This is a genomic window from Plantibacter sp. CFBP 8804, from assembly GCF_014841225.1.
GTDB classification, from domain to species: Bacteria; Actinomycetota; Actinomycetes; order Actinomycetales; family Microbacteriaceae; genus Plantibacter; species Plantibacter auratus.
In genome coordinates this window covers 43,984-65,558 of record NZ_JACYTU010000010.1, presented here as the reverse complement: position 1 = coordinate 65,558, position 21,575 = coordinate 43,984, and the positions used below count along the sequence as shown (strand labels likewise).

Annotated in this window: 15 protein-coding genes; 3 read left to right on the top strand and 12 right to left on the bottom strand. The window is 70.6% G+C overall.

Annotated features, from left to right (window positions below; genetic code table 11):
- Nucleotides 1–168: 168 nt before the first annotated feature.
- The 10 genes from IFU11_RS15380 to IFU11_RS15335 all read right to left on the bottom strand — a co-directional run bounded on the left by IFU11_RS15380 (nucleotide 169) and on the right by IFU11_RS15335 (nucleotide 13,215).
- Complete coding sequence (locus tag IFU11_RS15380; RefSeq protein WP_192019500.1) at nucleotides 169–2,229, bottom strand: helicase HerA-like domain-containing protein; 2,061 nt, start codon at nucleotides 2,227–2,229, stop codon at nucleotides 169–171.
- 67 nt (nucleotides 2,230–2,296) lie between these two features.
- Nucleotides 2,297–3,808: a cryptochrome/photolyase family protein gene (locus IFU11_RS15375; protein ID WP_192019499.1), complete on the bottom strand. Its 1,512-nt coding sequence runs from the start codon at nucleotides 3,806–3,808 to the stop codon at nucleotides 2,297–2,299.
- A gap of 102 nt (nucleotides 3,809–3,910) precedes the next feature.
- Nucleotides 3,911–5,074, bottom strand: a complete 1,164-nt coding sequence (locus IFU11_RS15370; protein WP_192019498.1) for a Gfo/Idh/MocA family protein — start codon at nucleotides 5,072–5,074, stop codon at nucleotides 3,911–3,913.
- Nucleotides 5,074–5,916 carry a sugar phosphate isomerase/epimerase family protein gene (locus IFU11_RS15365; protein WP_192019497.1) on the bottom strand — a complete coding sequence of 281 codons (843 nt, stop codon included), beginning with the start codon at nucleotides 5,914–5,916 and terminating at the stop codon, nucleotides 5,074–5,076. Before IFU11_RS15365 ends, IFU11_RS15370 begins: the two co-directional genes overlap by 1 nt.
- Nucleotides 5,917–6,004: 88 nt before the next feature.
- On the bottom strand, nucleotides 6,005–7,366 hold the full coding sequence (locus IFU11_RS15360; protein WP_192019496.1) for an MFS transporter: 1,362 nt from the start codon (nucleotides 7,364–7,366) through the stop codon (nucleotides 6,005–6,007).
- A gap of 264 nt (nucleotides 7,367–7,630) precedes the next feature.
- Nucleotides 7,631–8,224 (bottom strand): TetR/AcrR family transcriptional regulator, encoded by a 594-nt coding sequence (locus IFU11_RS15355; RefSeq protein ID WP_137243780.1) that lies wholly within the window; start codon nucleotides 8,222–8,224, stop codon nucleotides 7,631–7,633.
- 195 nt (nucleotides 8,225–8,419) lie between these two features.
- Nucleotides 8,420–9,928 carry an arabinosylfuranosidase ArfA gene (arfA, locus tag IFU11_RS15350; RefSeq protein WP_192019495.1) on the bottom strand — a complete coding sequence of 503 codons (1,509 nt, stop codon included), beginning with the start codon at nucleotides 9,926–9,928 and terminating at the stop codon, nucleotides 8,420–8,422.
- A 90-nt stretch (nucleotides 9,929–10,018) separates the two neighbouring features.
- Entirely contained in the window at nucleotides 10,019–11,071 is a 1,053-nt protein-coding gene (locus IFU11_RS15345; protein ID WP_192019494.1) for a LacI family DNA-binding transcriptional regulator, read from the bottom strand.
- A 43-nt stretch (nucleotides 11,072–11,114) separates the two neighbouring features.
- Nucleotides 11,115–12,167: a LacI family DNA-binding transcriptional regulator gene (locus tag IFU11_RS15340; protein WP_159879813.1), complete on the bottom strand. Its 1,053-nt coding sequence runs from the start codon at nucleotides 12,165–12,167 to the stop codon at nucleotides 11,115–11,117.
- Nucleotides 12,168–12,429: 262 nt separating this feature from the next.
- Entirely contained in the window at nucleotides 12,430–13,215 is a 786-nt protein-coding gene (locus IFU11_RS15335; protein ID WP_228501947.1) for a phosphatase PAP2 family protein, read from the bottom strand.
- Between the two features lie 161 nt (nucleotides 13,216–13,376).
- Here IFU11_RS15335 and IFU11_RS15330 point away from each other — a divergent pair, with 161 nt between their 5' ends.
- The gene (locus IFU11_RS15330) at nucleotides 13,377–13,805 is read left to right on the top strand and encodes a YchJ family protein (protein WP_192019493.1); all 429 of its coding nucleotides are present in this window, start codon (nucleotides 13,377–13,379) and stop codon (nucleotides 13,803–13,805) included.
- A 216-nt stretch (nucleotides 13,806–14,021) separates the two neighbouring features.
- Here IFU11_RS15330 and IFU11_RS15325 read toward each other — a convergent pair whose 3' ends face one another.
- Nucleotides 14,022–15,263 carry a multidrug effflux MFS transporter gene (locus IFU11_RS15325; protein WP_205858686.1) on the bottom strand — a complete coding sequence of 414 codons (1,242 nt, stop codon included), beginning with the start codon at nucleotides 15,261–15,263 and terminating at the stop codon, nucleotides 14,022–14,024.
- A 333-nt stretch (nucleotides 15,264–15,596) separates the two neighbouring features.
- On the opposite strand from IFU11_RS15325, the gene IFU11_RS15320 reads away from it, so the two are divergent.
- Both IFU11_RS15320 and IFU11_RS15315 read left to right on the top strand, forming a co-directional pair.
- Complete coding sequence (locus tag IFU11_RS15320) at nucleotides 15,597–17,486, top strand: HSP90 family protein (protein ID WP_192019492.1); 1,890 nt, start codon at nucleotides 15,597–15,599, stop codon at nucleotides 17,484–17,486.
- Entirely contained in the window at nucleotides 17,483–20,365 is a 2,883-nt protein-coding gene (locus tag IFU11_RS15315; RefSeq protein ID WP_192019491.1) for a hypothetical protein, read from the top strand. Before IFU11_RS15320 ends, IFU11_RS15315 begins: the two co-directional genes overlap by 4 nt.
- Before the next feature lie 55 nt (nucleotides 20,366–20,420).
- On the opposite strand, the gene IFU11_RS15310 is transcribed toward IFU11_RS15315, so the two are convergent.
- Nucleotides 20,421–21,401 carry a cyclase family protein gene (locus IFU11_RS15310; protein ID WP_192019490.1) on the bottom strand — a complete coding sequence of 327 codons (981 nt, stop codon included), beginning with the start codon at nucleotides 21,399–21,401 and terminating at the stop codon, nucleotides 20,421–20,423.
- Nucleotides 21,402–21,575: the final 174 nt, after the last annotated feature.

Genomic DNA, 21,575 nt, shown 5'->3' with positions numbered 1-21,575 from the left:
GCCCTTCGACAAGCTCAGGGACCGGGAAACCGCTCAAGGGACCGGGAGCCGCTCAGGGAACGGGAAACCGCTCCGGGAACGGGGAACCGCTCAGGGGAACGGGACACCGCTCAGGGAACGGGAAACCGCTCAGGGGACGGGACACCGCTTGAAGACCGGAGCAGCAGCTCAGCGACGGCGACGCGTCCCGAAGATGCCCTCGACGACGCCGGTGAGGATCGACCGCGTCGCCTTCGACCCGAGGATCTCCTCGAGCGGACTCTTCGACGACGTCGACGTCGACGACGACCTCGTCGACGTCCGGCGGGTCGTGCCGGCGGTCTTCCGGAGCAACCGTTCGTACTCGGCGTCCGCCTTCTTCTGCGCCGCGGCCTGCGCCTTGTCGGCGGCGGCCTGCTGCTTCGCGAGTTCCGCCGCGATGCGCTGCCGCTCGAGTTCGGCCTCGGCCGCGAGCGCTGCTTGGTTCGCCTCCTCGAGCTTCGCCGTCAGGATCTCCCTCGCCGACTCTCGGTCGACCGGCGTCCCGTACCGCACGAGCAACGGTGAGGCCGCGATCGCCGCGTCGATCGCGGTGTCGGCACTGGGCGACATGAGTCCCTGCGGCGCCCGCAGTCTCGTCCACGTGACCGGCGACGGTGCCCCTTTCTCGTTCATCACGGTGACGACCGCCTCACCGGTGCCGAGCGAGGTGAGGACCTCGCCGAGCTCGTAGCCGGAGGTCGGGTAGGTCGACACGGTCGCCTTGAGTGCCTTCGCGTCGTCCGGGGTGAACGCACGGAGGGCGTGCTGCACGCGCGAACCGAGCTGCGCGAGCACCTCGCCCGGGACGTCCTTCGGTGTCTGCGTGACGAAGAAGATGCCGACACCCTTCGACCGGATGAGCCGGACCGTCTGCGTGATCTGCGCGAGGAAGTCCTTCGACGCGTCGCGGAACAGCAGGTGCGCCTCGTCGAAGAAGAACACGAGCTTCGGCTTCTCGGGGTCGCCCACCTCGGGGAGGGTGTTGAAGAGGTCGGCGAGCAACCACATGAGGAACGTCGAGTAGAGGGCCGGCTGGTTCTGGACGCCCGGCACCTCGAGCAGGCTGACGATGCCTTTGCCGCTCGGGTCGAGGCGGATGAAGTCGGCGGTGTCGATCTCGGGTTCGCCGAAGAAGACGTCGGCGCCCTGGTCGGCGAAGGTGATGAGCTCCCGCAGGATCACCCCGACGGTGGCGCCCGACAGCCCGCCGAGCTCCTGCAGCTCGCCCTTGCCGTCGTCGCTCGCGAGGTAGGTGAGGACCGCGCGCAGGTCGCTCAGGTCGAGGAGCGGCAGGCCCGCCTGGTCGGCGTAGTGGAAGACGAGACCGAGGCTGGACTCCTGCGTTGCGTTGAGGCCGAGGACCTTGCTCAACAGCAGCGGGCCGAAGGCCGCGATGGTGGCGCGGATCGGGACGCCCTTGCCGACGCCGCCGAGCGCGAAGTACTCCGTCGGGGTGGCGGCCGGCGTCCAGTCCTGGCCGATCCCGCGGGTGCGGTCGAGGAGCTTCTCGTTCGACTCCCCCGGGGTCGCGATGCCCGAGAGGTCGCCCTTGATGTCCGCGGCGAACACGGGGACGCCGGCGGCCGAGAGCTGCTCGACGAGGCCCTGGAGCGTGCGGGTCTTCCCGGTTCCGGTGGCGCCGGCGACGAGCCCGTGCCGGTTCATGACGCTGAGCGGGATGCGGACCTGCACCCCCGGCACCGGTTCCCCGTTGACCAGGGCACCCATCTCGAGCGCCGGGCCGTGCACGAGGTAGCCGTCGCGGATCTTCAGCACGTCGTCGAGGCCGAGCGGGCCCGGGCCGATGGTGTCGGCGTTGAGGTCGTCGGTGCTGCTGGCGCCGTCGCCGCTGCTGCTGCTCGGGGCCGTGCTGCTGGTGTCGGCAGTGCCAGTGCCGGCGGTGCTGGTGTCGGTACCGACCGCTTCGTCGGTTGGGACGCCGGCTAGGACGTCGGATGGGGCCTCGGCGGCCGGCGCATCACTCGCGGAACCGGGGTCCCCAGACTCGACCGGTGACGCCGCTCCGGTGGCCCCGCCCGACGCGGTGATCCCGGCCCCGGCGAGCGCCGCTGCCGCCTCGGCCGCCTTCACTTTCGCTGCGGCGAGCGCCGCCTGCGCCTGGGCGGCTTCGAGCTCGGCCTGGGCTTGGGCGGCGGCAGCCTGGAGTGCGGCGATCTGCGGGTCGGATGCTGCATCACTGGGCGTCATGTGCCGAGCCTAGCGAGGCGTTCCCCACCGGTCGAGGGGTCGCGCGAGGGCTGGACGACTGCTCCGATCACCACTGTTCGCGGGTGCGCTCCTGGTCGACGACGGCGCGCAGGTCGGACAGTCGTCGCATCCCGGCCAGCGGTTGCGCCATGCGGGTGTTGTGCCGGATGCGCGGTTCCACGCGGTCGAGGAAGGCCCAGTATCCGGCGGTGAAGGGGCAGGCGTCCTCGCCCAGCCGCACCTTGGGATTGAAGACGCACCCACCGCAGTAGTCAGACATCTTGTCGATGTACGCACCGCCCGAGGCGTAGGGCTTCGTCGCGACGATGCCGCCGTCCGCGTGCTGCGACATGCCGATGACGTTCGCGGGCATCACCCAGGGGGTGCCGTCGACGAACATGTCGATGAACCAGTCGTTGAGTGCGACCGGGTCGTACCCGTGCTGCAGGGCCCAGTTGCCGAGCACCATGAGCCGTTGGATGTGGTGCGCCCAACCGTGGCGACGCATCCCGTCGATCGTCTCGCGGAGACAGTTGGACTGGATGGCGGCGGCGTCGAGTTCGCGGAACTGGCGAGGGAGCGGCTCGTGCGCTCCGAGGGCGTTGTGACTCGTCCGGTACGGCTCGCCGAGGTGCCAGTAGAGATGCCAGACGTAGTCGCGCCAGCCGATGATCTGACGGGTGAAGCCCTCGACACTCGACAGCGGTGCACGACCGGCGTGGTACTCGGCGATCACCGTCTCGACGGCGTCGCGCGGGTCGAGCAGGCCGAGGTTGAGTGGTGCGCTCAGCAGGGAGTGCGCCATCGTCCAGTCGCCGCCGAGCATGGCGTCCTCGAACGGGCCGAAGTCGCCGAGCCTGGTCTCGATGAAGTCCGCGAGCGCCGCCTCCGCCTCGGCCGCTGTCACCGCGAAGCGCCGCGGCCCGTCGTCGCCGACCAGCTGGACCAGTCCGTCGCGCTGCCACCGGTCGAGGTCCTCCCGGACCTCCGCGTCGATGTCGTCCTCCTCGGGCCAGAGCGGCTCGGGCAGACCGAGCCGGGCGGCCCCCTTCGGCGGCGGGTTCCGGTTGTCGTGGTCGTAGTTCCAGCGGCCACCTTCCGGCTGGTCGCCGCGCATGAGGATCCCGGTCCGCTCCCGCACCGTGCGGTAGAAGTCCTCCAGGAGGAGCCGCTTGCCGTCCCGCGTCGACGCCCAGGCCGCGAAGTCCGGCTCCGAGGTCACGAAGCCGCGGCTCGGGAGCACCCGGAGGCCGCGCTCACGGACGAAGCGCCGAGCCGTCCACGAGGGTGGGTCGATCACCTCGAGGTCGGCGCCGACCTCGACGACCTCCTCGTAGCGGTCGACCTGGCGGAACTCCGCCCGGTCGCCGAGTTCCGCCGCACGATGTCGGATGGCCGAGAGGAAGAGGTGCGCCTTCGCCCGGTGCATCGGTCGCTTGGTGAAGGTGGACTTCGATTCGATGAGCAGGATCGGTCCGCCGTCGTCGAACGCCGGGCCGAGCTGGCCGGTGAGGATCCATCGCCGGCGAGGGGCCGCGTCATCGGGGTGCTCGGCGGCGCTCCGGCCGGTGGTGTCCATCGCCTCAGCGTACGTGGGGCGACGGACACCACCGGGGGCTTGCTCAGGCTGCTCCGATGCTGCTCGGTTCTGTTCTGCTCGTGGCAGCTCGGCTCACGGCGCTCAGAGTGTTGCGGCGAACGGGTCCCAGTCCTCGGCGACGAGCGGGACCGGCGCGACCCAGCTCGCCACGTCGACGGTCTGGCCGGACACCACGGACTCGTCGATCGAGACGAGCGTGTCGAGCACGTGGTAGCCGAGGGCGCCCGAGGCGAGCGGCGTGCCGCCGGAACGGATCGCCCGGGCGAGGTCGAGGACCCCGGTCCCGCGGCCGGCGAGGACACCCTCGGTCGGCACGACCTCCCACTCCGGATCCTGCTGCATCCGCTCGATGGGTGCCGCGCGGGTGATCCGCACCTCGCCCGTGAACATGTTCGGGTCGGGGATCACGAGCGTCCCCTCGGTGCCGGTGATCTCGACGACGCCCATCTTCGCGAGCGGTGACTCGAAGCTGAAGACGCTCTGGCTCACGCCGCCGTCCACGAAGCGGGCGATGGCGCTGACGTGCGTCGGCACCTCGACGGCAAACTCGGTGCCGACGCGGTCGCCCTGCTGGATCGTCCGCGTCGCACGCCCACGGGAGCCCGCAGCCGACACCGAGGCGACCGAACCGAACACCTGCACGAGCGTCGTCAGGTAGTACGGCCCCATGTCGAACAGCGGCCCGCCACCCTTCGCGAACAGGAACTCCGGGTTCGGGTGGAAGATGTCCGGCCCCGCGTACTGCATGACGGTCTGGGCGGTGAGCGGCTGACCGATGTCACCGCGGGCGATGGCGCGACGCGCGGACTGGACGCCCGGGCCGAGCACCGTGTCCGGCGCGATGCCGACGAGGAGTCCCGCGGCGTCGGCCTGCTCGAGGAGCGCGAGCCCGCTCGCACGGTCGACGCTGATCGGCTTCTCCGTCCACACGTGCTTGCCGGCGGCGAGCACCTGCGAGGCGACCTGCGCGTGGACGGCGGGGATCGTGAGGTTCACGACGAGCTCGACGTCCGGGTGTGCGAGGACGTCGTCGGCGGTCCCCCACTCGCCGACGCCCCACTTCTCCGCCTGTACCTTCGCGCGGTCGACGTCGAGGTCGCCGAGGATCACGACGCGGACGTCGGGGAACGCGGTGAGGTGCTCGAGGTAGGTGTCGCTGATCATGCCGGTGCCGATGAACCCGACGCCGACCGGGCCGCTGCCCTGCGGTGCGCGTGCCGTCGTGCCCTGCGCGGCCGCGGGCATCAGCGGACCACCGCTTCGGTCGAGACGAGCTGTTCGGCGACGAGCGCGTCGACGCTCGCCTGGATGCCGTCGAAGATGTCGCCGGCGCCGTAGTGGTCGAACTCGATGATCGCGAACCGCGCCGAGGGCGCTGCGGCGAGGGACTCACGCAGCGGGACCTCGCCCTGCCCGAACGGTCGCTGGTCGAGACTCGTCGGCACGAAGGGCGCGGCTCCCGGTGCGAACGGGTCGGCGGGCAGCAGGCCGTCCTTGACGTGGAGCGCCTGAACGCGGTCGCCGAGGCGACCGAGCAGCGCGGGGACGTCCTGACCGGCGGTCGCCGCCCAGAACAGGTCGACCTCGAGGGCGACGTCGTCACGCAGCTGATCGGCGAAGACCTCGAACGCGCTGCGTCCGCCGAACGATGCGACGAACTCCTGCGAGTGGTTGTGGTACCCGACGCGGAGGCCGTGGTCGGCGGCGCGCTCCGCTGCGGCGTTCAGGCGGGACGCCGTGTCGGCGACGGCTGCCTCGTCGAGCCAGCGGTCGGGGCTGACGAACGCGTCGATGACGATCTCGAGGCCGAGGGCCTTCGCCGCGGCGAAGACGTCCTCCTGTGGGGCGACCGGCATGACCTGGTCGCCGAAGCGGATCTCGTCGGAGAGGAGGGTCGCGTGCCCGGTGCGGGCGGCGAGCCCGTGACGGTCGAACGCCTCGCGGAGCTCGGTCGCGCGGGAGACGAAGTCGAAGGCTTCGACCTCGCGCAGGCCCATGCCGGCGAGCCGGGCGAGGGCGTCGTCGAGGCCCTGATCGAGGTGCTCCTTGATGCTGTAGAGCTGCACGGAGAGCGCTGGTGCGGTCATGGTGTTGCCGTCCGTTCTGACGCCGTCCTTGGCGTCGCTGGGTGATGGAGTGGAGCTGGTGATCGGGGTGCGGGAGGCGTGACCGGGGTCACCCACGGGTCGCGATCGATCCGGTGATCGTCCCGTCGGCGTTCCGGGTCATGCGGTGTCGGACCGGCAGGATCGTCAGCGCGCCGAGCACGGCGATGACCCCGGCGCCCCAGAACAGGGCTGTGTAGTTGTTGCCGACCGCGCCGAGTCCGAGGAGGAACGCGCCCACCGCGCCGGCGAGGGACTGCGGCAGGGCGTTCGCGATGTTGAGGACGCCGAGGTCCTTCGCCGCGTCGTCGGGGTTCGGGAGGACGTCCACGACGAGGGCGGTGTCGACCGCGACGTACACGCCGTACGCCGCCCCCATGATCGCCTCGACCACGTAGAACATGGGCACGGTCGTGGTGTGGGCGAGCAGGATGAGTCCGACCGCGAACACCACCGTGGAGCCGATGACGAAGACCTTGCGGTTGAGCATCCGGTCCGACAGCCAACCGCCGAGCTTCGCGGTGATGACGAGCGCGATCGTGTAGATCAGCACACCCATGGTCAGGGTGTCGACGGCGCCCTGCTGCGTCAGCCCGACCTCCTCCTGCAGGAAGAACAGGCGGAACGCGACGAAGAGGAACGACGCGAGCGTCAGCAGGAACCGTGAGAGCCAGACCCAGCCGAAGTCCGGGTGCTTGAGCGGGTTCACCCAGAAGGTGAAGAGCAGGCCCTTCCAGCCGCCGACATCCGGTCGGGTCGTGATCGCGCGGTCCGGCAGGACGAAGCAGTACAGCCACACGGTGATGAGCGCGAAGACCGCCGGGGCGACGAAGAGGAGCAGCATGTCGGTGACGAACCAGCTGGCCACGAAGGCCGCCGCGAGGATGCCGACGTTCTGCATGACCCCCACGTTCGCGGACACGCTCCCGCGCTGTTCCGGCGGGACCTGGTCGGCGATGGTCGCGAGCAGCGGGCCGAGGATGGCGTTGCCGGTCAGCTGGGCGAGGCACCACCCGGCGATGAGGACGGGGACGTTCGGCGCGAGGGCGACGATCGTGAGCGACGCGACGAAGCCGATCGCGCCGAGGAACATCCATGGCCGACGGCGACCGAACCGCGAGAGGGTGAGGTCGGACAGGCGGCCGATCACCGGGTTCGCGACGAGGGCGAACAGGGCGGCGATGGAGAGGACGTTGCCGTTGACGACCGCCGCCTGGTCACCCGGGACGAGCTGCTGCGTCTTGAGGGCCAGGCTCACGGTGACCGGGGCGAGCAGGGCCACGAACAGACCGAACTGGGCGAGCGCCATGGTGGTGACGACCCGTTTCGACGCCCGTTCCGTCGGCCCCGACGGACCGGTGACGAGGCTGACGTAGGGGCCGCTCGAGGCTCGCTGGCCGGTGGGTTTGGGGCGGCGGGGTGGGTTGGACATCCGAGTTCCTCTCAACGCTGAGCTGCGGACCGGCTCTGGCCCGCGGGTGGTGCTGTCCTGGCAGGATCGGGAAACCGATCACTGCACGGCTTTGAGTATAGGCGCGAAACCCGAGCGGTCAATAGGTTTTCACGAAACCTGTCGGGTGGCTGCTGCCAGCGCGGTGCGCTGACGCGAGCGCACCCCAGCCGCGTGAGCGCGGGTCTCCGGAGGGTCGCGCTCACGCGCCCGGGGCGCGCCCACGCCGATTCCGCGGCGCTCGGGTCAGCGCACCGCGCCGGCGTCGCCGACGAGGAGGGCCCAGGCGCGCTCGAGGTCACCGGCCATGTCGACGGAGGGGTCGAGCGTCCACTGCACCTGCAGCCCGTCGGCGAGGGCGACCATGACGCGCGCCACGTGATCGGGATCGATGCCCGCGGCGACCCGCCCGGAAGCCTGGCGATCCCGGACGACGTCGGCGATGCTCCGGCGCACCGCCGTGACGTGATCGACGAAGAACCCGCGCACCGGGTGTTCCGCATCTCCGGCGGCCGCCGCCATCGTCAGGTACAGCTCGACGAGGCCCGGGACATCGCTGTTGTGCCGCATGACGGCGACCAGACCCTCGATCGCGTCCTGCGAGCCGGCCGCGGCGAACTCCTCGTAGTCGACGGCGTCGCGCTCCCGCAGGATCGCCGCGAACAGGTGCTCCTTGGATTCGAAGTAGTGCATGAGCCCCGGCAGGCTGACGCCGACCTCACGCGCGACCTCACGGAGCGACGTGCCGCGGTACCCCTCGCGCGCGAACACCGCGAGCGCGACGCGCAGGATCTCCTCCCGGCGCGCAACGCCTTTCGCGTAGGAGCCCCGTGCCGTCATGTGCCGATTGTAGGGCCGCACGACGTCGGCGGTGGGTGTGATTCCCCCACCCACCGCGGACGCCGATACGTGCATAACTCAGGACGGGTCCGGCGCGCCGTTCGGCGAACACCGCGAGCGCGGCAGACCCGCCGCGATCGTCCTGAGTTGCGAACGTCGAGACCCCTCCTCGCAGCCCGCAGCCCGCTTCCCGACTCAGGCGCCGAGTGCGACCGCCGTCCACGACACGGGCGGGAGCGTGATCGTGAGGGTGCCGTCGGCGAGCGACGCGCTCTCGTTCGCGACGAGACCGACGCGCTCGCGGTCGTCGATCGTGTTCTTCGCGTAGACGTCCTCGTCGTGGATGCCGTTCGCCTCGACGATCGAACCGACGCCGAGCGCCGAGACGTCGACGGTCACCGTGATCGCCTCGTCCTGGTGACGGTTCACGAGGAACACGGCCGCGGTCCCGGCCTCGGCGTCGTACGTCGCGACCGAGTCGACGAGCGGTGCGTCACCGTGGACCTTCGTGGTGTAGCTGCCGACCTCGATGCGCGGCGCGATCACGACACCCGACGCGAGCCGGCTGGTGACCGAGAACGGGAAGAACGTCGTCTGCCGCCAGGCGCCACCGCCCGGCTCGGTCATGATCGGGGCGATGACGTTCACGAGCTGCGCGAGGCTCGCGGAACCGACGCGGTCGCTGTGCTTGAGGAGCGTCATCAGCAGGTTGCCGAACACGACCGCATCGGCGACCGAGTAGACGTCCTCGATGAGGCGGGGCGCGTAGGCCCACTCCTCGATCGTGCCCTCGATCGCGTTCCACTCGTCGAGGTACCAGACGTTCCACTCGTCGAACGAGAGCTGGATCTGCTTGTCGGAGTGACGCTTGTGCTGGACGTGGTCGGCGGCCGCGACGACCGTGCGGATGAAGTACTCCATGTTGAGGGACGACGCGAGGAACGACCCGAGGTCGCCGTCGCGCTCCTGGTAGTACGCGTGGCAGGAGATGTAGTCCACCGAGTCGAAGCTGTGCTCGAGGACGGTGCGCTCCCAGTCGCCGAAGGTCGGCATCGAGGAACTCGACGAACCGCAGACGACGAGTTCGAGCCTCGGGTCGACCATCTTCATCGCCGACGCAGTGCGGGCGGCCAGCTTGCCGTAGTCGTCGGCCGACATCGCGCCGACCTGCCACGGCCCGTCCATCTCGTTGCCGAGACACCACATGCTGATGCCGTAGGGCTCGGGTGCGCCGTTCGCGATCCGCTGGTCGGACAGCGCCGTGCCGCTCGGGTGGTTCGTGTATTCGAGGAGGTCGAGCGCTTCGAGCACCCCGCGTGTGCCGAGGTTGACGGCCATCATCATCTCGCTGCCGGTGAGCTTGCACCACTTGGCGAACTCGTCGACGCCGACCTGATTGGTCTCGAGCGAGTGCCAGGCCAGGTCGCGGCGCACGGGGCGGTGCTCGCGCGGCCCGACGCCGTCCTCCCAGCGGTAGCCGGAGACGAAGTTGCCACCGGGGTAGCGGATGGTGCTCGTGCCGAGCTCCGTGACGAGGTCGACCACATCACCGCGGAAACCGTCGGCGTCGGCGGTGGGGTGGCCCGGCTCGTAGATGCCGTCGTAGACGCAGCGGCCCAGGTGCTCCACGAACGAGCCGAAGATCCGGCGGTTGACGGGGGCGACCGTGACGTTCGGGTCGATGGCGATGCGTGCGGTGGTCATTGGGTCCTCTCCGGGGACGTCGTCGTCCAGGTTTCTACAACGTTGAAGGTAAACGTTGTAGAAGCAGTCTCGTGTGCCGATCGGCAGCTGTCAAGACTCGTCTTGAGGTGGAGATCCGGCGCCGACGGGCGAGGACGCGGTCGACTCACGTCGCACCAGTTCGAAGTCGGCGTAGACCCGACGGGGTGGCACGTCTTCGACGCCGCCGGCGATCCGCTCGACGAGCAGCGACACGGCGGTCCTCGCGATCTGCTCCCGCCCCGGTGCGATCGTCGACAGCGACGGCAGGGAGTAGCGACCCTCGTCGATGTCGTCGAAGCCGATGATCGCGACCTCGTCGGGCATGGCGACGCCTCGTTCACTCAGGACGCGCATGGCCCCGAGCGCCAGGGCGTCGTTGAACGCGACGATGCCGTCGAACACGACACCCTCGTCGAGCATCGCGCGCATCGCGACCGCTCCGTCGAAGCGACCCCAGATCGGGACCTCGCGGACGAGCGCCGGATCGAACACCATGCCGGCGGCCTCCAGCGCGGCTCGATACCCGGCGAGACGCAGACTGGCCGAACCGACGATGTCGGCGCGGTGCGCTCCGAAGGCGACGATCCGCGTCCGACCGAGCCCGATCAGATGCTCCGTCGCAGCACGCGCTCCCTCGGTGTTGCGCATCGTCACGTGGTCGTTCGGGGCGTTGAACATGCGCTCACCGAGGAGCACCATCGGGATGGTGACCTCCTCCACGACGGCGAGGTCCTCGTCGCCGAGGTGGAGCGCGCTGTAGAGGACACCGTCGACCGCGCGGAGTCGTGCGCCGCGCAACAGCTCGGCCTCGCGTGCCCGGTCGCCGCCGCTCAGCTCGATCAGCACCGACAGGCCGAGCTGGTCGGCGGCGTGCATGACGGCGTCGGCGAGCTCGGCGAAGTAGGAGTTCCGGAGGTCGGGGATGATCAGGCTGATGACGCCGGACCGGCCGGAGCGGAGCCCACGCGCGGAGAGGTTCGGGCGGTAGCCGAGCTCGGCGATCGCCGCGAGCACCCGCTCCTTGGTCGTCTGCTTGATGTGCGGGTAGTCGTTGACGACGTTCGAGACGGTCTTGGCGGACACCCCGGCGAGCTTCGCCACGTCGTGCAGGGTGGTCGCCATGATCCTCCTCGGCGGCGGCATGCCCGGCCGCCCTGTACGCACTCTACAACGTTGAAGGAGCGGCCCTGGATCCGGGAGTGTGGGCGATCACGGAGCCGGTGGACTCCCTCGGGACGACGCGGAAGCCGCTGACGATCGCGCGCGGTGCCTCCGGCTGCCCGGGTGCGGCGATCCGCTCGATCAGGAGCTCGACGGCGCGCTCGGCGATCTCCTCCCGGCCGATGTCGACCGTCGACAGGGTGGGGAGGGCGTAGCGCGTCTCGTCCAGGTCGTCGAAGCCGATGATCGCGACGTCGTCGGGGATGCGGAGCCCGGCGTCCTGGAGGACGCGCATGGCACCGAGGGCCATCGCATCGTTGAAGGCGACGACGCCGTCGAACGGCAGGCCCGCGGCGATGACCTCGCGCATCGCGTTCGCCCCGTCGCTGCGGTGCCAGCTGACGACGGTGCTGACGTAGGCGGGATCGGCCGGGATGCCCGCGGCTTCGAGCGCCTCGCGATACCCCTGGAGACGGAGGGCGGCCGGCCCCAGGGTGTCGTGCGGGTCGGTGCCGAGTGCGACGATGCGGCGTCTACCCTGCGCGAGCAGGTGTTCGGTCGCCGCGCGGGCTCCGTCGACGTTGGCCATCGTCACGTGGTCGCGGTCGCCGTCGAACAGTTGCTCTCCGAGGATCACCATGGGCCCGTCCGGGAGGAGCGCGCTGTCGTCGCGGTCGAGGCTGAGCGGGCTGTAGAGGATGCCGTCGACGAGCTGCATGCGCGGCCCACGGAGGATCTCGAGCTCGACGTCGCGACCGCCGGCGACCTGCTCGATGAGCACCGAGAGCCCGCGCGCACGAGCCTGACGCATGACCGCGTCGGCGAGCTCCGCGAAGTAGGCGTTGCGGAGGTCGGGGATGATGAGGCTGATCACGCCGGACCGGCCGGAGCGGAGACTCCGGGCCGAGAGGTTGGGGCGGTAGCCGAGCTCGGCGATCGCGCGCTCGACCTTGGAGCGGGTCGCATCGCTCACGTGCGGGTAGTCGTTGACGACGTTCGAGACGGTCTTGATCGAGACGCCCGCGCGTGCGGCGACGTCGTGCATCGTGATCGACACGCGTCTCCTCCCCCGGCCGGCTCCCGGCTGTCAGCAGACTACCGCTCCGCCGGCACGGGGTGTCGTGGCCGCCAGCGCGGTGCGCTGACGTGAGCGCGGGTCTCTGGCGTGAGCGCGGGCCTCCGGAGGGGCGCGCCCGCGCGGTGGACCCGCGCTCACGCCCATCCGAGCGGTCTGGGGTCAGCGCACCGCGCTGGCGTCAGGACCGAACACGAACGACGAGCGCTGGACGACCGGCATCGAGCGACGGGCGTCCGCTCGATCAGCCGTCAGTGAGCGGGACCCGTTTCTTCGGTTCGGTCGACATGCGGTGCAGCAACGGCACGGCGATGATGAGCGCGACACCGGCACCGAGCAGCAGCCCACCGATCGTGTCGCTCACCCAGTGGGCGCCGAGATAGGTCCTCGACAGCATCATCAGCAGCGTGTAGGCGACACCGATCAACCACACCCAGACCCGCGGGAAGATGATCCCGAACGCGACGGCGATGGTCGCCGCGTTCGCGCTGTGCCCGGACGGGAACGAACCGAAGTCCGCGTGGACGAGGATGTCCTCGGGCCGCGATCGACCGACGATGTTCTTGATGATCTGCACCGCTCCTGCACTCAGGGCGGAGACGATCGCGAAGTACAGTGCGGCCCACGGCCGACGCAACAGCAGGAGGACGGCGATCCCGAGCAGCGGTACGACGAAGATCGCGACGACCCCGCCGCCGAGCCAGTTCATCACGAGCGCAGCCTGGACGAGCCACGGCGAGCGTTCCTCGAGGACCTCCTGCATCCACTCCTCGTCGAACCCGAACGGGGCGTTCGGACCGCGCTGGAAGAGCAGCACGCCGAGCAGGAGGACGAGGACCACGGCGATCGCGCCGCTGATCAACGGCCACCGCCGGGAGACCTTCGCGGCGAGCTTCGGATCGGGCCGGATCGACGCCGGGTCCGGATCCATCGCGAGTGCACCGGACTCGTCGAGCGCGGGCGAGACCGCCTCGTGCACCTCGGGAGCCGGTGCAGCTGCTGGGTCGTCGTGGTCGTCGGGTGCCGTCATCGTCCCATCATGCCGTGTCGGGCATGTCTCACGCGTGGGCTTGCGCCAGGAGGATGACGCCCTGATCGCCGCGTCGATGCACCGCCGGACTCGCGCCGGCGGGCAGTACGGCCAACGTCCGACCAGCAGGACCGGCGGGCCCGGCGGGCGATACTGGAGCGGTGACCCCTGACGCCCGAACCGCTCTCCTCGCCGACGACGCGCGGTGCCCCTGCCTGTCCGGTGAGACGTACGGTGCCTGCTGCGGGCGCCTGCACCGAGGTGATTCGGCGGCTGCGACCGCGGAGGCGCTCATGCGGTCGCGGTTCTCGGCCTTCGCGGTCGGTGACGCGGCGTACCTGCTGCGCACCTGGCATCCGTCGACCAGGCCGGCGTCGCTCGAGCTGGACGGCTCGCTCCGCTGGTACCGGCTCGACATCGTCGAGACCTCCCGCGGGGGCCTGCTCGACACCGAGGGGATGGTCGAGTTCGTCGCGCACCACAAGGTTCCCGGCGTGCGGGGCTCGGCGGGGAGCCAGCACGAACGGAGTCGGTTCTCGAAGGACACCGGCGCCTGGACGTACGTCGACGGCTTGGACCCCTCCGCCTGACCGGGACCCGCTCGCCCGGCCCGGCCCGAGCCGGTGTCAGCGCGGTGCGCTGGCCCGAACCGCCCCGAACCGGCGTCAGCGCGGTGCGGCCACCCGAGTGAGCCCGAACCGGCGTGACCGCGGGTCGCAGCCCTGAGCGCGCCGCTCCGGAGACCCGCGCTCACGCCACAGGCCCGCGCTCACGTCAGCGCACCGCGCTGGCGCGAGCCCACCAGGTCAGCCGGCGAGGGCCGGGACCTTCTTCGGTTGCACGATGAACCAGAGCGCGCACACCGACACGACCGAGGTCGCGGCCATCACCGCACCCATGGGGATCGCGGTACCGATCCCGAGCACGCCGACGATCGGCGAGATGAGTCCCGCGAGCCCGAAGTTGAGCGCCCCGAGGAGCGACGCCGCCGTCCCGGCCTCGTGCCCGTGGTTCGCGAGTGCGAGCACCTGCACCGCCGGGAAGCCGAAGCCGCACGACAGGATGAAGAAGAACAGCGGCACCAGCACACCGAACAGCCCGACGTCGGCCATCGTCAGCGCGACGATCGTGACCGCGGAGATGAGCTGCACGATCGTCGTGCAGGCGAGGATCCACTGCGGCCCGTACCAGCGCATGAGGCGCGACGAGATCTGCACGCCGGCGACGATGCCGAGCGAGTTCACCGCGAACAGGAGGCCGTACTCCTGTGCGTCGAAGTCGTAGACCTCCTGGAAGAGGAACGACGAGCTCGAGAGGTAGGCGAACAGGCCGGAGAAGCTCATGCCACCGATGAGGGCGACACCGACGAACACGCGGTCGCTGAACACCGAGCGGTAGCGGTCGCGGACGGTGCTGTGTCCGGCGTCGCGACGCCGCGCAGGCGGCAGGGTCTCGACGATCCAGAGCGACACCGCGATGACGACGAACAGCCCGTAGGCGGCGAGGAACACGAAGAGGCCGCGCCAGTCGAGGACGAGGAGGAGCTGCGACCCGATGACGGGGGCGGCGATCGGCGCGAGCCCGTTCACGAGCGCGAGTCGCGACAGCATCCGCACGAGCGGTTTCCCGCCGAAGAGGTCGCGGACCATCGCCATCGCGACGACACCACCGGCCGCCGCGCCAGCACCCTGCAGCACGCGGAACACCATGAGCCACCCGATGTCGGGCGCGAACGCGGCGCCGACCGAGGCCAGGATGTGGATGCTCGTCGCGAGGATGAGCGGGAGACGCCTGCCGACCTTGTCACTCCAGGGCCCCATGAAGAGCTGGCCCACTGCGAAGCCGATCGTGGTCCCGGTGAGGGTGAGCTGGATGAGGCTGACCGGGACGTCGAGGTCCTGTTCGAGGATCGGGAACGCCGGCAGGTAGAGGTCGATGGTGAACGGCCCGAGCGCGGTGAGCGCGCCGAGCACGAGGATGTAGACGAGGCGCTGCCTGCCCGAGAGCGAGTCCCCGGGGTGGACGACGGTGATTCCTGCGGTGTGCACTGGTGAACGGATTCCTAGCGAGGTGCGGGGGGGGGATGGGAGGGGTGGTCCGAATCGATGTCGAATCGATTCGAGAAGCGGCGTCAAGGCTAGCAGCCGGGGACGCGTTTTCGCGACACCCCCGGACGACCGATCGGCGTCGACCTCGCTCCACAGGCCCTGGGGAGCGCGGTCGTCTCGACGACTCCCAGGCGACCGCCCAGCATCCGTTTCACGACGTTCGCTAGGCTGATCCGGCTGCAGACGAACCGGTCGCGGTCCGCCTGCCTGGAGCCCGATCCACCCTGCATGTACCCCCGATGCAGGCCCCGTAGCCGCCGACGGAAGAGAGCCATGCCAGACCACTCCCGAGCCCCGCTGCCGTTCCAGGTCGATCTCCGCGGAGTCGTCGACCTGCTCAGCCGCCACATCTACTCGGGACCGCGCGTCTACCTCCGTGAGCTCCTGCAGAACGGACGCGACGCCGTCGCAGCCCGTCGCGCCGACGACCCGACGGCGCCTCCCGGCAGACTCCTCATCACCCCGCACGTGCCACCGTCCGGCTCGGAGGCGGGCTCGCCGTTCCGATTCCGCGACGACGGTGTCGGGCTCACCCGCGACGAAGCCGCCGAGCTGCTGGCGACGGTCGGCCGCAGCTCCAAGCGCGGCGACCTCGACGAGCTCCAGCGCGGCGACTACCTCGGCCGGTTCGGCATCGGGCTGCTGAGCTGCTTCATGGTCGCCGACACCATCACCGTCCGCAGCCGATCGGCTCGTGGCGGTCCGGCCATCGAGTGGATCGGCGACGCCGACGGCACGTTCACGATCCGCGAACTCGACGACGCCACGACCGCCGCCATGCCGATCGGCTCGGAGGTCGTCCTCGACCCGCGCATCGACGGTCCGCTGCACGACGGCAGTCTGCTCGGACACGGCACGGTGCTCGGCCTCGCCACGACCTTCGGACGGTTCCTCGACCTGGACGTCGAGGTGGTCGATCCCTCCGCACCCGACCACCCGGTGCGCATCAACGTCGACCCGGTGTTCCGGACGGCTGAGGCGACCACTCGCGAGGCACTCCTGGCGTTCGGGGAGGACCTCCTCGGGACGCGCCCGTTCGACGCCGTCGAGATCGTGGTCCCCGGCACCGGCACCCGCGGCACCGCCTTCGTCCTCCCCTCGCCGCCTCCGCCGGGCGCCCGGCAGGCGAGCCGGGTCTACCTCGGCGGCATGCTGCTGAGCGAACAGATCGACGACCTGCTGCCCGAGTGGGCGTTCTTCGTCCGCTGCATCGTCGACACGACGGGGCTCCGTCCGACGGCGTCGCGCGAGCAGCTCGTGCAGGACGACGCATTGGAGTTCACCCGCGAGGCCATCGGAGCAACCCTGCGACGGTGGATCCTCGACCTCGCCCGCCAGCGGCCGCACCGACTCCAGGAGTTCATCGGCGTCCACCAGCTCGGCATCAAGGCGATCGCCGCTCACGACGACGACCTCGCGAGCGCCGTCGTCCGGTGGCTCCCGATCGAGACCTCCGCCGGCACGATGACCATCGACGAACATCTGTCGCAGACCGGCATCATCCGGTACACGGCATCCCGCGACGAGTTCCGTCAGATCGCCGCGGTCGTCGATCCGGCCTCACCGATCGTCAACGGCGGGTACGTGTACGACCAGGAGATCCTGGAGCGACTGCCCCAGTTGATCGACGGCGTTCGGGTCGAACGGGTGACGGTCGCCGACGAGCTCGACAACCTCGAGCCGCCGCACCTGGACGACCTCGCCGCGACGACGGCACTCGAGGACCGCGCCAGCCGCGTGCTCGCCGAGGTCGAGTGCCGGGTCTCGGTGCGCCGGTACCGGCCGGACGACCTCGCCGCGCTGTACGTCGCCGACCCGTCCGTGCTCCGACGGCTCGAGCGGCACCGGGCCGCCTCGGTCGCGCCGGGTATCTGGTCGCAGGTCGTCGGGGCCGTCGACTCCTTCCTCGCCGACGCCGGCCCGGGAGGCATTGAGGCCGACACCGCAGCCCGGCTCTGCCTCAACTGGAACGCGGCGCTCGTCCGCCGCTTGGCGACCCTCGATGACGACCTCGTGTTCGAGCGCAGCATCCAACTGCTCTACGTCCAGGCGCTCCTCGCCGGGCACCGCCCCCTCGAAGCACGCGACCGCCGCATGCTCGACGCAGCCATGACCGACCTGATCGGCCTCAGTGTCGGTCTCGACGACAAGGAACTCCGATGACCGACACCACCGCCACCCCTGTGAACGACATCGACCCCGACGCGAGCGTCCAGGACCTCCTCGAGGAGGCCGACACCCTGCCGTGTGGTCCCGCCGAGCGCGCCCTGCTCGACGAGGCACTCCGGCGAGCTGAGGCCGCCGGCGACGAGGAGGCCGCGTACGCGACGCGCATGCGGTTGACCCAGTCGGCGCACATGACGGGCGACACCGACACCATGTTCAGCTCCTTCGGCTGGTGCGTCGGCAAGCACGACGCAGACCCGGAGCGCTTCCCGATCACGGTCGACGGCTGCGACCTGCTGTTCCAGTACAAGTGGATGGCCGGCCGGTTGTCGACGAACCCGACCTTCTCGCTCGCGCAGATCGAGGCCATGCACGAGGACATGCGCGCGCGGTATGCGGCAGCGGGCGCCACGATGAGCGGCGTGGTGCAGTCGCAGTTCCACATCGCGACGGTGACCGGTCGCCTCGACGAGGCCGCCGCGTTCCTGGAACACCGCTCGACCATCGAGGACGACCGCTACAGCCACTGCGAAGCGTGCGTGCGCAATGAGGACGCCTGGTTCCACCAGCTCCGCGGGCACGACGACGACGCGATCCGGATCTACGACGAGATGTTCGAGAACCGCATGAGCTGTGGCGAGGAGCCGGAGACGAGCGAGGCACAGGCGCTCCTCCCCTACCTCCGCACCGGCCGGTTCGACGATGCCAAGGCGGCGCACCAGCGCAGCTACCGGGTCGCCCGTTCCAACGCCGACGGATTCAGTATCATCGCCGACCACCTCGTGTTCTGCGCCGTCACGGGCAACGAGGCGCGCGGCCTGGCGATGCTCGAGCGCCACCTGCCGACCCTCGTCAACGACCCCATCAACCTGTCCGGGCACGCCGACGGGCTCATCGCGGTCGGCGTCCTGCTGGATGCCGTCGCCCGAGCCGGTCACGGCGATCTGCCCGTCCGCGGTGCCGACGCCCCGGACCTCGCCCGGTACCTCGGCACCGAGTCGACCGACGCCGCCGACTGGACCGTCACCGCGGTCGCGGCGCGCGCCTGGGCAGCCGCCGAGCACCTGACCCGTGCCTTCGACGAACGCAACGGCAACGGCTTCCGCACTGAGCGACTCGAGGCCGCGCGGGCACTCGCGACGGAGCACTGGGACCTCCCACTGTCGGTCGAGGGGTTCGCAGCCCCGGTCGCCGAGCCGGAACCGGCGACCACGGCCGCCGAGTGGCGTGAACGGACCTCCGCACTCCTGCAGAGCGCCGACCCACGCGGTGCGATCGTCGCCGCCGAGCAGGGCCTCGCGCTCCTCGCGGACGACGCGGATCCCGACGAGAACCTCCGCGCCGGGCTCCTCGGCGCGATCGCGCAGGCAGCGGTCATCGAGGGTGACGACGACCGTGCGGGGGCGGCCTGGGCCGACCGCGACACGGCGCTCCGTGCAGCAGGACGCATCGCGGTCGCCGACGTCGAGGCCCGCTTCGGCGTGGCCCTCCTCGGCACGGCGACCGAGGACCGGCTCACCCTCCTGCTCGCCGAGCTCGACGACGCCCGTCTCGTCCCCGTCGACGCGGACCGGCTCATCCACACGCTCGTCGTCACCGCACGCCATGCGTTCGAGCTCGCGGGAGCGCAGACCGAGCAGGAGTCCGCGGAACGGTTCATGGGGATCGCCGACCGGCTCGCCGGTGAGGCCGTGCTCGCCGCCGCGATCGACGACCCGGGCGAGGCAGGCCCGCCGGCCCGTCTCCTGCACGCGCACCTCTTCGCCGTGACCGGCCGGATCGAGGAGGCGGCAGAGCTCCTCGACCCACTCCTCGAGCCCGGGCAGCGGGCGTCGGTCCGCCTCCCCGCACTGACGCTCCGCACCCGCATGCTCGGCGGGGCCGGGGCCTTCGCCGAGGGGGTCGCGCTCGCCGACGAACTCGTCGCGCTCCAGACCGTCCTCGGCAACCGACTCGGCATCATCCAGGCGTGCTCCCTCTCGGCAGCCCTCCTGAGCGACGCCGACCGTGATCGCGAGGCCGCGGCCCGCATGCAGCTCGCGATCACCCACGCGAAGCGGGCGGAGTACGCCGACCTCGACTCGCTCACGCTCCAACTCGCGCGGTACCTCCAGTTCGCGGGCGATGCCGCCACGGCGCTCGAGCACTACGACGAGGTCTACCAGGCGAAGCGCGAGCACGCCGCGCCGGGCGAGCTCGCGGACCTGCTCGCCAACATGGGCGAGGCCGCGCGCATGATCGGCGAACACGGCATGGCGTACGGCGTGTGGCGCGCCGCGATCGACGACGCCGCATCCGTCGGGAACGACCAGGTGGTCATCCGCACCGGCTTCGGGTTGAGCACGCTCCTCGTCCAGTTCGAGGACGACGACGCGATCGAGGTCATCGACCAGGCACTCGCCGCCGCTCGCCGTCTGGGCGACCCGCAGCTCCTCGTCCAGGCACTCCAGCGTGCGGCGAGCGCACGGGCGGCCTTCGGCGACGACACCGGGCTGCCGCTCTACTCGGAGGCTCGCGACATCGCCTCGGCGCACGAGGCGGCGTGGCTCGTGGCCGACATCACCGATTCGGAGGCCCGCTCGCTCGGTGCACTCGGACGCGCCGACGACGCGACGGCGACCGCTCGGCTCGCCGCCGCGGGGTTCGTGGCCGCCGGCGACGAGAACGGCGCGGCGGTGGCCGAGGTGTTCGCGGCGAGGTCCCGGGTCGCCGTCGACGACCACGCCGGTTCCGTCGACCTGTTCCGTTCGGCTCGCGGACGCCTCCCTGCCGGCTCGTCCGACTGGACGACGGTCACGGCCGAGCTCGCGGACGCGCACGAGCGCTTGGAGCAGCACACCGATGCGGCACTGCTCCGGGCCGAGATCGAGGAGTGATCGGGACCGTCCTCAGCGCGCCCACGGCACCGCGAGGACGGCCTTCGGACCGCGCCTAGGGCAGTCGCGCGAAGGCACGGACGGGGAAGGTCGCGAAGTCCTCGACGAGTGGCGGCGTCGCGGTGAAGGCGGCGCCGCTCGCGGGGAGCTGCTCGAGGCCGGTGAGGTGCTCGACCACCTGGATCCCGGCTTCGAGGAGCAGCGAGTGGGCCGGACGCGCGCCACCGGATCCCGGCTCGGTGTCGTCGATGTTGATGGAGTCGATGCCGACCAGCACCACGCCCTGCTCGACGAGGTACCGCACCCCGTCCTCGGCGAGGTAGGGAGCGTCCTTCGTGTAGGCCTCGGTCGCGAAGTGGCGGTCCCACCCGGTGTGCAGGAGGACGGCGGTCCCGCGCAGGTCGCGCTCGAGGAAGACGTTCGCGCCGATACCGCGTTCCGCCGAGTCCTGGAGGTGGAACACCTCGGCCGGGAGGTCGACGAGCTGCTCGAGCGTCAGGCTCGCGAGGTCGCCGCCGCCGGCGTAGCGGTGGTACGGGCTGTCGAGGTAGGTGCCGGTGTTGCCGACCATCTCGATGATGTCCATCGCGAACTCGGTGCCCTCGGCGTACTTCGGGCGAGAGTCCTCACGGGTGAGGAACGGACGGATCACGGGTTCCGGCAATCCCGGGTAGGTGCGGAGGCCGGCACGGATCGGGTGGCTGAGTTCGACGAGCGCGCCCTCCGGACGGGGGCGCACGGCGTCCGCCTGCGCTGCGGTGTCCGGGATCTCGAGCCCGGCTGCCGCTGCCGCCGCCAGGATCCCGCGGGAGCCCTTGTGCTGCTCGCGCACGATCTCGAGCTTGGTGATGCGGATCTCGCCGACCATCGCGAGACCGAGGTGCGTGACGAGCAGCCGACCGACCTCCTGCTGCTGCGCCTTCCCCTTCGCCTGCGCGATGGCGGGCGGCAGGTCGAGACGGAAGTCCTCGACGGCGAGACCGCCGCCGTTCAGGAAGCTGACGGTGGCATCGAGGACGGCGCGTTGTTCGGTCATGCCCTCATTCTGACGGGTGCCGCGAACCCTGCCGAGGGATTCCCGGCCATGGGCCACCGATATCCGGCCATGACCGTGGGGTTCCGTCGATTGGACGGCTGAGCGCACTCCACAAGCAGCCCTCATGAGGCTTTTGTACACAGGGCTTGCATATCACATACCTCATGCCTATCC

Bases quoted from the DNA above. Each gene is read 5' to 3' on its own strand.
- IFU11_RS15380 (WP_192019500.1), bottom strand. From the start codon at position 2,229: ATGACGCCCAGTGATGCAGCATCCGACCCGCAGATCGCCGCACTCCAG.
- IFU11_RS15375 (WP_192019499.1), bottom strand. From the start codon at position 3,808: ATGGACACCACCGGCCGGAGCGCCGCCGAGCACCCCGATGACGCGGCC.
- IFU11_RS15365 (WP_192019497.1), bottom strand. From the start codon at position 5,916: ATGACCGCACCAGCGCTCTCCGTGCAGCTCTACAGCATCAAGGAGCAC.
- IFU11_RS15360 (WP_192019496.1), bottom strand. From the start codon at position 7,366: ATGTCCAACCCACCCCGCCGCCCCAAACCCACCGGCCAGCGAGCCTCG.
- IFU11_RS15320 (WP_192019492.1), top strand. From the start codon at position 15,597: ATGCCAGACCACTCCCGAGCCCCGCTGCCGTTCCAGGTCGATCTCCGC.
- IFU11_RS15315 (WP_192019491.1), top strand. From the start codon at position 17,483: ATGACCGACACCACCGCCACCCCTGTGAACGACATCGACCCCGACGCG.
- IFU11_RS15310 (WP_192019490.1), bottom strand. From the start codon at position 21,401: ATGACCGAACAACGCGCCGTCCTCGATGCCACCGTCAGCTTCCTGAAC.
- arfA (WP_192019495.1), bottom strand. From the start codon at position 9,928: ATGACCACCGCACGCATCGCCATCGACCCGAACGTCACGGTCGCCCCC.
- IFU11_RS15345 (WP_192019494.1), bottom strand. From the start codon at position 11,071: ATGGCGACCACCCTGCACGACGTGGCGAAGCTCGCCGGGGTGTCCGCC.
- IFU11_RS15335 (WP_228501947.1), bottom strand. From the start codon at position 13,215: ATGACGGCACCCGACGACCACGACGACCCAGCAGCTGCACCGGCTCCC.
- IFU11_RS15370 (WP_192019498.1), bottom strand. From the start codon at position 5,074: ATGCCCGCGGCCGCGCAGGGCACGACGGCACGCGCACCGCAGGGCAGC.
- IFU11_RS15355 (WP_137243780.1), bottom strand. From the start codon at position 8,224: ATGACGGCACGGGGCTCCTACGCGAAAGGCGTTGCGCGCCGGGAGGAG.